This window comes from Oxalobacteraceae sp. CFBP 8761, from assembly GCA_014841595.1.
GTDB lineage: Bacteria > Pseudomonadota > Gammaproteobacteria > Burkholderiales > Burkholderiaceae_D > Telluria.
The window spans coordinates 541797-554970 of record JACYUE010000002.1; the positions used below are offsets into that span (position 1 = coordinate 541797).

12 protein-coding genes are annotated in these 13174 nt (G+C 60.3%); 9 read left to right on the plus strand and 3 right to left on the minus strand.

Going from position 1 to position 13174, the window contains the following annotated elements; translation table 11 throughout:
• Positions 1 to 147: 147 nt before the first annotated feature.
• Both IFU00_14780 and IFU00_14785 read right to left on the minus strand, forming a co-directional pair.
• A complete protein-coding gene (locus IFU00_14780) occupies positions 148 to 996 on the minus strand; it encodes a hypothetical protein (GenBank protein ID MBD8543547.1) in 849 nt (282 codons plus the stop codon).
• Positions 997 to 1081: 85 nt separating this feature from the next.
• Entirely contained in the window at positions 1082 to 1939 is an 858-nt protein-coding gene (locus tag IFU00_14785) for a Lateral flagellin (protein ID MBD8543548.1), read from the minus strand.
• 269 nt (positions 1940 to 2208) lie between these two features.
• Here IFU00_14785 and IFU00_14790 point away from each other — a divergent pair, with 269 nt between their 5' ends.
• The 9 genes from IFU00_14790 (at position 2209) to IFU00_14830 (ending at position 11425) form a co-directional block, all read left to right on the plus strand.
• Complete coding sequence (locus tag IFU00_14790) at positions 2209 to 4404, plus strand: TonB-dependent receptor (protein MBD8543549.1); 2196 nt, start codon at positions 2209 to 2211, stop codon at positions 4402 to 4404.
• Between the two features lie 190 nt (positions 4405 to 4594).
• Positions 4595 to 4822, plus strand: a complete 228-nt coding sequence (locus IFU00_14795) for a hypothetical protein (GenBank protein MBD8543550.1) — start codon at positions 4595 to 4597, stop codon at positions 4820 to 4822.
• A 292-nt stretch (positions 4823 to 5114) separates the two neighbouring features.
• On the plus strand, positions 5115 to 5540 hold the full coding sequence (locus IFU00_14800) for a PH domain-containing protein (protein ID MBD8543551.1): 426 nt from the start codon (positions 5115 to 5117) through the stop codon (positions 5538 to 5540).
• Positions 5541 to 5661: 121 nt separating this feature from the next.
• Positions 5662 to 5847 (plus strand): transposase domain-containing protein, encoded by a 186-nt coding sequence (locus IFU00_14805; protein MBD8543552.1) that lies wholly within the window; start codon positions 5662 to 5664, stop codon positions 5845 to 5847.
• Between the two features lie 353 nt (positions 5848 to 6200).
• On the plus strand, positions 6201 to 6860 hold the full coding sequence (locus tag IFU00_14810) for a hypothetical protein (protein MBD8543553.1): 660 nt from the start codon (positions 6201 to 6203) through the stop codon (positions 6858 to 6860).
• A gap of 295 nt (positions 6861 to 7155) precedes the next feature.
• Positions 7156 to 8181: a tRNA dihydrouridine(20/20a) synthase DusA gene (gene dusA, locus IFU00_14815; GenBank protein ID MBD8543554.1), complete on the plus strand. Its 1026-nt coding sequence runs from the start codon at positions 7156 to 7158 to the stop codon at positions 8179 to 8181.
• 371 nt (positions 8182 to 8552) lie between these two features.
• Positions 8553 to 10334: an MCP four helix bundle domain-containing protein gene (locus IFU00_14820; GenBank protein ID MBD8543555.1), complete on the plus strand. Its 1782-nt coding sequence runs from the start codon at positions 8553 to 8555 to the stop codon at positions 10332 to 10334.
• 88 nt (positions 10335 to 10422) lie between these two features.
• Complete coding sequence (locus tag IFU00_14825; GenBank protein ID MBD8543556.1) at positions 10423 to 10767, plus strand: energy transducer TonB; 345 nt, start codon at positions 10423 to 10425, stop codon at positions 10765 to 10767.
• 232 nt (positions 10768 to 10999) lie between these two features.
• Complete coding sequence (locus IFU00_14830) at positions 11000 to 11425, plus strand: YXWGXW repeat-containing protein (protein MBD8543557.1); 426 nt, start codon at positions 11000 to 11002, stop codon at positions 11423 to 11425.
• Positions 11426 to 11456: 31 nt separating this feature from the next.
• On the opposite strand, the gene IFU00_14835 is transcribed toward IFU00_14830, so the two are convergent.
• The gene (locus IFU00_14835) at positions 11457 to 13037 is read right to left on the minus strand and encodes a GGDEF domain-containing protein (GenBank protein ID MBD8543558.1); all 1581 of its coding nucleotides are present in this window, start codon (positions 13035 to 13037) and stop codon (positions 11457 to 11459) included.
• Positions 13038 to 13174 lie beyond the last annotated feature (137 nt).

The following is a 13174-nucleotide window of genomic DNA, read 5'->3' on the forward strand; positions in this document are numbered from 1 at the left end:
TTGGTCATGCCGGTGAGCTCACCGGCAGCGGCGCAGCTGGCCGCGTGCATCTGCAGCGTGTCATTGATAGGGCGAATGCGTGAAGACAAGCGCCATTGTAGTCGGCGCAGCCCCGGGGGCGGCGCGCTGCTCAGCCGGCTCGATCAGTCAGCCGCGCCCGCGCTGCGCGGGCAGCAGCAGCGCCAGTTCGGCCACGGCGCGAAACACGGCCGGCGTCAGCGCCTGCGCCGCCTCTTCGGCGTTGGCGATCATCGCGTGGCTGCGCCCGGGGGGCAGGGCGTCGCGAAAGCCCCAGCGCAGCACTGTCAGGCCAGCGCGCTTTAACAGGGTTTCGAGTTCGGGCTGCAGCCAGCGCAGGCGCGTGAGCGCGCTCGCGTCGGGCGCGCAGACCTCGATGACCAGGCCCTGCGGCGTCGGTTCGACCTGAATCACGACGGCGCTGCCGTCGGCCAGTTCGAGTTCGAGCCGTAGCGCAGCGCGCGCACGGCGCCGGCGGCCGGGAGGCTTGTCGGCCTCGTCGGCCAGCACGGCCAGGTGCTGCGGCTTGTCGCCGGCGCCATGGACCGTGAAGCGCCAGGCATCCTGGTGCGTGGCGAGCAGCTGGGGCTGGTGTACGACCTGGCCCTGTTGTCCGGCAGCGAGCATGGCCGGCGACAAATGCCCGCCCATGTCGGCCAGCGCGCGGCTGGTCAACTGGCTGCCATGGTTACGCACCTGGCTGCGCCAGGCGCGCGCCAGGCCGGCGCCGTCCTGCTGCTGATAGGCCAGCTGGCGCGCCATCAGCACCTGGTCCGGCCGCATGGCGGCGCCATCGCCGTCGGAGGCCGGGCCCGGCTGACCCGTGGCCTGGGTTTCCGGCGCCAGTGGGGCCGGGAACGGCAGCGGCAGCGCATCTGCGCCACCGGCCAGGACGGCGGACGGGGCCACCACAGCGCCGACCTGCAACGGCGCGAGGGTTGGCGGGGGCAGCGCGGCAACGGGGAACATCTGGGCCATTGGAATGCCTGTCAAAAACGAAAAAAGGCCAACCGCGTGGCTGGCCTTTGAACTCTACCCGGGGTGAGGCCCGGGTATGCGGCCATTATTGCAGCAGCGACATGACCATCGACGACATGCTGTTCGACTGCTTGAGCATGGCGGTGCCGGCTTGCAGCAGCATCTGGCTCGACGTCATGTTGGCGCTTTCGGTGGCGAAGTCGACGTCCATGATCAGGCCGGTAGCTTGCTTGGTGTTGGTGCTGATGTTCGACAGGTTGTTGTTGACGTGTTCCAGGCGGTTGGCGGCGGCGCCCAGGCTCGAACGGACTTTGTTGACCGATGCCAGTGCGGTGGTCAGGTCGGTGATCGCAGTGGTGGCATCAGCGGCGGTGCTGATTTCCGTGCCTGCGGCGCCGGCAGCGTACGACGCGGTGGCAGCGCCCACGTCGGTAGCAATGGCAGTCACGTCCGTGGCCATCGTGATGTTCATCACTTCGTTTGCATCAGCGCCGATCTGGAATTTCATGGCAGCGCCGATGGTACCGCCGACGATCAGCGTTTCGCCACCGAACTTGGTGTTCTTCAGCACGTTGCCGAGTTCGGTACCCAGTGCGTCGTATTCCGATTGCATCGACTCCTTGTCAGCGATGCTCGACGACGTATCGGCAGCCTGGGTTGCCAGATCCTTCATGCGGATCAGCATGTTCGACACTTCATCCAGCGCGCCTTCCGCAGTTTGCAGCATGGCGGTCGAGTTCTGGGTGTTACGCATGGCAACGGCCATACCCGAGGTCTGGGCTTTCAGGCGCGAAGCGATTTGCAGGCCGGCAGCGTCATCCATTGCCGAGTTGATGCGGTAGCCGGTCGACAGACGGGTCATCGAGGTCGACAGATTGCTCTGGGTCTTCGAGATGGCGTTTTGTGCGGACAGGGCAGCGTTGTTGGTGTGCAGGCTCAGCATGATGGACTCCGAAAATGTAGGGGAAGAATTCTGTATGTCGAGTGCGTCACTCGCTCTCATGAGTACAAGGCGACACATTTCCGTACGGCATTAAATTCTTTATCCAATTTGTTGAAATAAATTTTTCAGCGGGTAATCAGGCCTGCGCTGACCGCCTCACCTTGTCGGACGTCGCAGCAATAGCAAGCGTTCGAGAATGCGAATGAGGATGATAATGATTCTCATCTCTGTTAGAATTCCGGTTTTTCGCACCTTACGATCGCCAAACCATGACCCAACACGCCAATGCTCCTCTGCGCCCACCCGTCGAATCGATCCTGTCGCGCCTGATCAGGAGCGCGCTTGTTGGCGCTGTCGCCTCGGCGCCGATGCTGGTGCTGCCGTTTGCCGCCAATGCGCAGGAGGCAGGGCCTGCGGTAGAGAAGGTGATCATCACCGGTGCGAAAGTTCAGGCCGATCCGGCCTACGCTGGCGGCCAGATCGGGCGCAGCGGCGGCCTGGGCATTCTGGGCGAGGCGGACATCATGAAGACGCCGTTCTCCACTACCAACTATACGTCGCAGATCCTCGAAGACCAGCAGGTGCGCACGCTGGCCGACGTCGTCGTCAACGAAGCGTCGGTGCGCGTGATGACGTCGACCGGCGGTTTCAGCGAAGACTTCCAGATCCGGGGCTTCAATGTCACCAGCGGCGACGTCGGCCTGAACGGCCTGTACGGCCTGTCGTCGTCGAACCGCATGCCGGCCGCCATCATGGAGCGCGTTGAAGTGCTCAAGGGCCCTGGCACGCTGATGTATGGCATCAGCCCGAACGGCAGCGTTGGCGGCAATATCAATATCGTGACCAAGCGCGCCGGCGACCAGCCACTGACGCGCGTGACCGCCACCTATGAAAGCCAGGCGCTGTTTGGCACCCACGTCGACGTCGGCCGCCGCTTTGGCGACAACGGCGCCTGGGGCGTGCGCGTCAATGGCGTGATCCGCGGCGGCGACACCAATATCGACGACGGCAAGCAGGACTTCGGGCTGGCCGCAATTGCGCTCGACTACCGCTCGCCGAAACTGCGCTGGACCCTGGACAGCTACGGCCAGCAAGAAAAGACCGACAACTTCCGCGCGCAGAACAGCTTCCGGCCCGACATCGCGTCGATCCCGGCGCCACCGTCGGGCCACCGCGCCGTGTACCGCGGCGCCGACCTTGAGTTCCGCGACGCGACAATCGCCTCGCGCCTCGAATACGACGTGTCGAAGCAGTTGATGGTCTACGCGACGGCCGGCTACCACTACGGCGCCAGCGAGCAGGATTTCCCGACGGCGCGCGCACTGAATGCGGTCGACGCTGCCGGCAACTTCCGCCTGACCAACGCTTGGTACGACGCCTATGGACGCAGCAAGACCGGCGAAGTCGGCGCGCGCCTGAGCCTGGACACGGGCGGCATCAAGCACTTCATCACCGCCTCGGTCTCGCGCCTGGACAGTGAAGCGGGCAGCTTCTATCTGACAGCCCCGGCCAGCTCGTCGCAGCTGTCGAACATCTACAACCCGGTCGCGATCACGCCGATGACGGGCAACCGTCTGGCGCCCACCAAGACGTCGGAAACCGAGCTGGCAAGCGTCTCGCTGACCGATACGCTGACGTTCCTCGATGGCCGCGTGCTGTTCACCGGCGGCTTGCGCAAGCAGAAGGTATCGGCCGATAACGTGGCGCCAAGCGGCGCGGTGACAAGCTCATACAGCGAAAGCGCCGTGTCGCCGCTGGCTGGACTGGTTGTCATGCCGATGGAGAACGTGTCGCTGTATGCCAACTTCACGTCGGGCCTGACCCGCGGCAGCACCGCCCCGGCCACGGCCGCGAACGCCGGTGAAGTCTTCGCGCCATTCAAGTCCAAGCAATACGAAGTGGGCACGAAAGTCGATACCGGCCGCGTCCTGCTCGGCGCCGCCGTGTTCCAGATCGACCGCCCGAACGCGATCACCGATCCGCTGACGACGGTCTACAGCCTGGACGGCACGCAGCGCAATCGCGGCCTGGAACTGTCGGCAGTCGGCGAAGCCGCACCGGGCCTGCGCCTGATGACGAGCGCCACGTTCTACAACGCAAAGCAGCAACGCACCGCCGGCGGCATCAACGAAGGCAAGAAAGCCACGGGGGTGCCGAAAAATGCATTCAACGCTGGCGTCGACTGGGACTTGCCATGGATTAGCGGCCTGAGCCTCAATGCCCGTGCGATTCACACGGCCGAGCTGGCGCAGAATGTCACCAATACTGTGTACATCTCGTCGTGGACGCGTTTTGATCTCGGCGCGCGCTATCGCACCGAGCTGATGGGCAAGCCAGTGGTGCTGCGCGCCAGTGTCGAGAACGCTGCCAACAAGCGCTACTGGCTGTCGAGCAGCACGCTGGCGACCGTCGGCACGGCGGCAGCGCCACGCACGGTGCTGGTGTCGGCGCAGGTTGATTTCTAAGTCATACTGCGATGTCAGCTGGGACCTGCCTGCATGGGGACTGCAGGCAGGTCTTGCGTTTTTTTGCAGCGCCGGTATGAAGTACGAGATTCGGAACAAAAATTCGTTTCAGGTGTTGTTTTACGGTAACTGAATGGCGTGTATTCTGTTGCTCTAGGGTATAGTTCTTCACATATTTTGCGAACATGTGATGAAACTTATAACCTTTGAAATCAGCGATCGTTCCCTTGCGATCACCACAGTGAAAAAAGCTGGAGAGCAGTGGGACTGCGTATTATCGGCTTCCAGCCATGCCGGTGACGGCGCGATGTCAGCCATCGTCCAGAAACAGGTCAAGTTTGACGGCGCGTATTGTGCCGATCTGGTGCTGGAGAAGGCGGTGGATTTCAGTGGAGCGTTTCTGCAGTTGATGATGTAGGGTCCTCGGCAAACTCGCTGACGAGCGGCGGCATTACGACATGCCGTCCAGTTTCGGGGCTGCAGGTCATCAGTCACTCTGATGTCCATTTGGGCTGGAACGCACGGTTCAATTGTTGCCGTACTTTTTAGGCATATGAACTTCTTGCTTCTTCCAAATCCCGATCAAGGCAACTTGCAGTTTTGCACAACGTTGTTTCGGTGCTATGCGAATCGCATGACTATATAGATTCCTTATGTTGCTTGTACATAATCAAGTATGATTTCCCAATTGAAATTATCAGGGGATTTGAATGGGATCGTATGTCAATCGCAACTTGGCGGGAGATGAGCAGGTCATGTACGAAGCTCGAGTTTCTTGGGCTTCGCAGTGGTTTCTCTTCTTGCTTGGAATACTCACGGTCAGTTTTATGGGGCTAGGATTGCTGTTCGTTGCAATTGCTGTCATCAATGTTTTGACGACCGAGCTTGTCATTACCAACAAGCGTGTGATCGCGAAGTTTGGTCTGATTAGTCGGAAGACAGTTGAACTCAAGAACACCAAGGTCGAGAGTGTGCAGGTCAACCAATCGGTTATGGGGCGAATACTGAACTTTGGGAGTGTAGTGGTGTCTGGTGCTGGCGGTCCACAAGCACCGATTCCAAATATCTCCGCGCCACTTGTGTTCAGGACTAAGCTGAACGATATCACCGAGGAGCGCGAGCAGGTAGCTGCGTAACACGCCGACGATAAAAGGCCACCTATTGGGTTAATGCCGTTCAGTTAAGACTGGACGGCATTTTCATTTGGAACTTGCAAACGCGAATGTCTGCTATTGGCTTGTGTTGCCTTGCGTTGCGATGCTCGACGACACGCTCCACTTCCTGGCCAATCACCTTGAAGCGCCTGACTGGCATCGACTGGGCGAGCATTTGCCGCTTGAGCGGGTCCAGCAAGCTGTGCAGAAGACTGAGGCGACGAGCATTTGTCATCGACGTTTGTCGACCGAGCAAGTGGTCTGGTTGATGGTGGCATTGGCGCTCTAGCAACTCCGGTGTCAGGTCTGACATTTGGACACGACCTCACCTAACATTGTCAGACACCAGCACTTGCACGGCACTGTCCAAGCCTTGGCATGCGACCTGAAATCGGAAACCAACCCTGAAGGTATCTTTTCTCAAGTCCGACGTTCCTGTAACTCCGGTGTCAGGTCTGACATTTGGACACGACCTCAACCTCACCTTTTCACAAGAGGTGCACGGAGTTATGGATAAGGCAAAATGAGGACCTTCTGACTGTCCAGACGACTACCACCTTATTTGACCTACATTGCTGTGCAGAGTACTCATGATGCTGTATCGTTGCCGAACTAACATCATTGCCAACGTGCAGGAATAAAATGAAACGAGTTTGGAAAATAGTTCAGCTAGGTCTGTGGAGCGTCGCCGTAATAATGCTAATCATGCCTGTTGTTGTCTATGTGAACATCTTCGGAAAAGAGATCAGTAAAGACCATAGTCTGTGGGCCGAGATGGGGTCCGCCATGTCTGGTATCTACGGTCCCCTCCTAACAATCCTCACGGTGCTGTTGCTTTTCTACCAGCTTCGCATTCAGCAGAAGACGCACAAACACACGTTCGATGAGTCGTATTTGCGGGACACAAAGGCCGATGTTGAGTTTTACCTAGTGCGACTCGCTGAGGTTTTAAAACAGCCGATTCAAGGAAATCAGACGATACGAGATGTCCTTCATTACTCTTTTCAGCGCGCGACAGTTGAGCAGCTTGAAGGATCGCAGTTGCAGCAGGTTGCACGCGACCTCCATGAAAAACTGCCGAGCTTGAGTGACATGTGGAGCGCGATGTACGGAGTCACTGCTGTCCTAGAATGGGTCAATGAGCCGGCCTACCAAAGGGAATTTGCATCTGCAAAACTTAAGACCGAAGCTATGCTGTCTAAAGTGACCTGCGTAGCGTTAGACAATTACCTGTTCTGTCGAGCGCCCGAAGATATTAGGCTGTACAAATTCCAGTTCAGCCATGGCCTAGCACGGCGCTAGTCATACTCTGGTGTCACGTCTGATATTTACTCCGGTGTCAGGTCTGACATTTGGACACGACCTCAACCTAACATTGTCAGACACCAGCACTTGCACGGCACTGTTCAAGCCTTGGCATGCGACCTGAAATCGGAAACCAACTCGACGGTATATTTTCTCAAGTCTAGCGGTCGTGCACCGTGGCGCTTGCCACAACCGATCCGGCTGCATGCATGCACCGTGAACAGCTTTGGCTTATGATGGCGCGTTTTCGACAGTATTCATCGCCTGCGCCCAGGCGACCAGACCCTCCAGCATGAGCACTACTTCCACCATCCCCGCTACTACTGCCATTGTGCCGCCATCCCGCCGCCTGTCGGTTGCCCCCATGATGGACTGGACCGACCGCCACTGCCGCGTCTTCCATCGGCAGATCACCCGCTACACCTGGCTTTACACGGAGATGGTCAACACGGGCGCCCTGGTCTATGGCGACGCCGAGCGTCACCTGCGCTTCGACGACATCGAGCATCCCGTCGCCCTTCAACTGGGCGGCAGCGACCCGGGTGACTTAGCCAAGAGCGCGAAGCTCGGCGAGCAGTGGGGCTACGATGAGATCAACCTGAACTGCGGCTGCCCCTCCGAGCGCGTCCAGAAGGGTTCGTTTGGCGCCTGCCTGATGAACGAGCCGCAACTGGTGGCCGACTGCGTCAAGGCGATGCGCGACGCCGTCTCGATCGACGTCACCGTCAAGCACCGCATCGGCATCGATCACAATGAAGAATACGGCTTCGTGCGCGACTTCATCGGTACGGTCGCCGATGCCGGCTGCAAGACGTTCATCGTGCACGCCCGCAATGCGATCCTGAAGGGCCTGTCGCCGAAGGAAAACCGCGAGATCCCGCCGCTGCGCTACGCCGTGGCATATGAGCTAAAGCGCGAGTTTCCTGACCTCGAAATCATCATCAACGGCGGCATCAAGAGTGATGACGAGATCGCGCTGCACCTGCAGCACGTCGACGGCGTCATGCTCGGGCGCGAGGCCTATCACAACCCATGGACGATGGCCGACTGGGACGCCCGTTTCTACGATGCCCCTGGCGCGGCACGCACGCGGATTGACGTGCTCGAAGCGATGATCCCGTACATCGAAGCGCAACTGCGCCAGTACGGCCCGCTGGGCTTGAAACTGAACAGCATCACGCGTCATATGCTGGGCCTGATGCAGGGCTTGCCGGGCGCACGCGCTTTCCGCCAGACGCTGTCGGACTCGAAGCAGCTGGCGCTGGGCGATGCACGCCTGCTGCTTGCCGCTGCCGCCCGGATGCCAGCGACCGCATAAGCACACCTCACCGACAAAAAGCGTGCCTTGGCACGCTTTTTTTTCGCCTGTCGACAAAGCGAGACATTTCCTTGTCGAAACTATCTTGAAGTTTCAAATTTGCTTGCCGAAGAGCAACCTCAGTTCCATAATGTTTCCCTGTTCCAATTCTTGAACTCTATCAGCGCTGTTGTTGCGGTGAAACAATTCATTCGAGAAAGAGATTTTCTCGCTGGTTGAGGAAATCTTGATTTATCCTTTAGGAAATAGCTGAAAACTATAAGAAACATAGATTTCACTTGCGCATCGTACGGTGTATCGCGTGACGCGATCTCAACCGGGCGAGTTTCGATCAATAAGTTACAGGGAAAACACGAATGAATTTGAATAACATGAAGGTCGGCACCCGTCTGGCCCTCGGTTTTGCACTGGTTCTGGTACTGCTGGTCGCAGTCGCGGTGGTCGGTATCCTGCGCATGGCGCAGATCCAGGATCGCCTCGATCACGTGGTAAGCGTCAGCAACGTATCGACCGGTCTCGTGGTCGAGATGCGCAACAATGTCAGCGATCGCCTCGCTTCGCTGCGCGTGCTGACCCTGATGACTGACCCGGCCGACATGGAACCGGAAATCGTCAAATTCAAGGAACAAACCGCCAAGTACGATGCGGCCCAGGCCAAGCTGGCGGCGCTGTTCGCACAGTACGCCAATGCCCAGGAAAAGACGCTGCTGACGCAGATCAAGGAACACGAGGCCACCGCGATGCCCGCCATCGCCCGCGCGACCGAACTGTACCTGGCTGCAAATGCGATGGACGCTACCCGCGTGATGATTCGCGAAGTGCGTCCCGTGCAGCGTAAATGGACCGACGCCCTGAACGCGTTGTCGGCCCTCGAAGACAAACAGAATGCCCAAAGCAAGGCCGATGCCGAAACAGCGTTCGCCAATGCCCGTAACTTCATGCTGATCCTGCTTGTCCTGGCTGTCGTCATGGGGATCGTCGCTGCCGTGGCCATCACCCGCAGCCTGCTCAAGCAGCTTGGTGGCGAGCCAGCCTACACGGCCAAGATCGCCGGCAGCATCGCCCATGGCGACCTGTCGATCGCCATCGACACGAAAGAATCGGACCGCGGCAGCCTGCTGGTCGAAATGAAGGAAATGCGCAACAGCCTGGTTGGTATCGTCGAGCAAGTGCGTCGTGGTACGGAAACCATCGGTACCGCCTCGCGTGAAATCGCCGCCGGCAATATCGACCTCTCGTCGCGGACCGAACTGCAGGCGAGCTCGCTGGAAAAGACCGCCTCGGCGATGGAGCAGCTGACCGCGACCGTGAAACAGAATGCCGACAGTGCCCGCGAAGCCAATGCGCTGGCGGCAACCGCGTCGGACGTGGCCCGCAAGGGCGGCGATGTGGTGTCGCAAGTGGTCGGCACGATGGGCGAGATCAATACGTCGGCCAACAAGATCTCGGACATCATCGGCGTCATCGATGGCATCGCCTTCCAGACCAACATCCTGGCGCTCAACGCAGCAGTCGAAGCGGCCCGTGCCGGTGAACAGGGCCGTGGCTTTGCGGTCGTGGCATCCGAAGTGCGCAACCTGGCGCAGCGTTCGGCAGCGGCAGCCAAAGAAATCAAGACGCTGATCGGCGACTCGGTCGAGAAGGTCGAGCGCGGCAGCAAGCTGGTTGGCCAGGCCGGCGTGACGATGGACGAAGTGGTCTCGAGCGTCAAGCGCGTGACCGACATCATGAGCGAAATCGCCAACGCCAGCGCCGAACAAAGTGCCGGCATCGCCCAGGTCAACACGTCGATCATCGAGATGGACAGCATGACGCAACAAAACGCTGCGCTGGTCGAACAAGCCGCCGCAGCCGCACAGAGTCTGCAGGATCAGGCAGGCGAGCTGGCCCGTGTGGTCAGCATCTTCAAGCTGGAAGAGGGCGAAGAGCACCACGTTCCAGCCCACGCCAAGGCCCCGGCAGCGGCGCCAGTCGTGACCTCGACGGCGGTGGTGGCGCGTCCGGTCGTCAAGCGCCCGGCGCCACCGGCACTGAAGAAGCCGGCTGCAGCATCGGCTGCACCGAAAAAAGCGGGTGAAGCAGTTGCAGCGCCGAAGCCGAAGAAAGCCGCCGTCAGCGCCACCGCCAGCGCCGACGAGTGGGAAGAGTTCTGATTTTTATGTAGTCGACCAGCGCCGGCCAGCCGTGCGGCGCACACCCAGACCATTGCCGTTCAATTCAAAAACCTTAAGTGGGGAAACCATGAAAAACCTGTCCGCCAAACTGTTCGTTGCACTGACCCTGACCGCCGCTGCCGGCGCGAGCTTCGCCGCTGAGACCTCGGCCCAGTTCGATCCAAAGAAATGCAGCATCGAGTACCCGAAGGCGTCGCTGATGAATGAAGAGCAGGGCACGACCACCGCGTCGTTCCTGGTCACCGCGGACGGCACCGTGACGGAATCGAAGATCGACAAGTCGAGCGGCTTCAAGAACCTGGACCGCGCGCTGGTCAAGGGCCTGACCTCGTGCAAGTTCAAGCCGGGCACCAAGGACGGCGCACCAGCACAGACCTGGACCAAGATCGACTACGCTTTCAAGCTGGACTGATCCACGCTCCCTTTACGTTTCCTTTCACGCAGCCGGCCCATGTGCCGGCTGCGTCGTTTCAGCCCCTGCAGCACTGTCTTGCGCGCCTTATCCTCTCCGCACCAAACAATCTTGGTTGTTACAAGATTGTTGCCATATGTTACTACTGTAATGACTTGGTTCAATCCCGTTTTTTACCGCATGTGCCCGCTATAGTAGGTTCATACAAACAGAAACCGAAACGGAGCACACCATGAAAACCTTCCTCTCGACCGCTACCACTGCTGCTGCCGCGCTCCTGATCGGCACCTCGGCTTTCGCACCGGTGCAAGCCCAGCCGCATCACCAGCGCGCCGATGTCATCATCATCAAGAAGGCGCCGCCAGCGCTGCGCCGCGAAGCCGTGCCGAATGCACGCCGTGGTTTCGACTGGGTGCCGGGTTACTGGAACTGGAACGGTCGCCGCCACGATTGGGTGGGCGGCCATTGGGAAAAAGTGCGTCCGGGCTATGCCTATCAGCGTGCACAGTGGCGCCAGGACCGTAATGGCTGGCACCTTGACCGCGGTGGCTGGCGCCAGGAAGTGCGCGGCCGTGACAACGGTCCACGCGGCGACCGCGATCGCGACGGCGTCCCGAACCGCCACGACGACCGTCCGAGCAATCCAAACCGCTATTAATGGGTCAGGCAGCGGCGCCGCAGGGCACGATTCAAGCGACCGTGCCGTCGCCGCCGCAGACCTGGTTACGGCCTGACAGTTTGGCCTGGTAGAGCAGGGCGTCAGCACGTTCTACCAGGGTACTGGCGGCAATCGCCACGCCTTCCCCGGTCGTGCTGGCCACCGTCGACGTGTACACGCCGGCGCTGATCGTCACGACCCCGGCGTCATTGCCTGCATGCGCGATCTGCAGTGCCATCACGGCGCAGCGGATGCGCTCGGCGACCATCCTGGCCCCGGCCGGGTCGGTATCCGGCAGCAGCGCCACGAATTCCTCACCCCCATAACGCGCCGCCAGATCGGCCGGGCGCACCAGGCTGTTCCGCAGCGCCGCCGCTACCTGGCGCAGGCAGGCATCGCCCGCCACGTGGCCATAGGTATCGTTGAAGCGCTTGAAGTAGTCGACGTCGATCAGCACGATCGACAGCGGCAGCCCGCTACGCGCCGCGCGCGCATTTTCCAGCGTCATCGCCGCTTCGAAACGGCGCCGGTTGGCGATGCCGGTCAAGCCATCGTGGTCGGCCAGCACGGTCAATGCGCGGTTATGTTCCTGCAGTTGCTCGCGCGCCCCCACCAGTTCGTTTTGCAGATGGTCGCGAATCATGATCTGGCGCACCAGCCGCCAGCCAAAAGCCAGCAGCAGCACGATGGCGACAAACGTGATCGTGGCTTGTGTCAGCACCGACTGCAGCCATTTTTCAAGGATTTCCTCCCTCGATTGCGCGGTCGCGACAATCAATGGATAGGTGTCGAGGTGGCGGTAACTGTAGAGCCGCTCGATGCCGTCGATCTTCGAGCGCCGCATGCCGGAGCCCACCGGCCCCTGGCTCAGGTACATCTGCTGGATCGGGCCGTTGCTGACATTGGTACCGATCAGCGATTCGCTGTGCGGCAGGCGGTAGACCATCGTGCCATCGTCGAGCGTGAGCATGACCACGCCGGCGCGGCCGACGTCGAAGCTTTCGTACAGGGTCGAAAAATACGCGATGCGGATGGTGCCCAGTGCCACGCCGGCGAACGTGCCGTCGGGATGATCGAGCCGGCGCGATACCGGCAACACCCATTCGCCGCTCGACCGGCTGCGCACTGGCTTGCCCACATGCACGCCGCGATCCCGGTGTTGAGCGTGATATTGAAAGTATTCACGGTCGGCATTGTTGTACTGCGGCGTGCGGTCTTGCGACGTCATCAGCCAGCGCCCGTCGGCGCCGAACACAAACAGCGCATGCAGCTCATCGACCTGCGAGGCCATATTCTTCAGATGCAGCTGCAACCGGGCGCGCGCCGCGCCGCGCTCTGTGCCATCGGTTTCCACGCGCTCGACCACGCCGGAGAGCACGGTATCGACAACGCGCACGGCGCTTTCTCCCTGCGCCGCCAGCGCGTGCGACATGTTGGCCGTGGCCACGGCCACTTCGGCCAGACGTTCCTGACGCGCACGCCAACTGTCGGAAATCTGGATCACCAGCAGCAGCAGGCAAAGTGCCACGACGAACAGCACGGCATTGCGCACGGCGGGGCGCTTTTCAGCGGTCAGGCGGGAGATTTCGGGAACGGCACTGGTGTCTGGCATCGGGGGGGAATGGCGAGCCGCCACTGGTGCAAACGCCCGAGGTCGTCAGCAATAGGGACTCTGATTACTTGTAGAAAACCAACAGATTGTCGCACAGCGCTGCCGCTGCACCCGGATTGTCGCCGCCCTGTTACAAC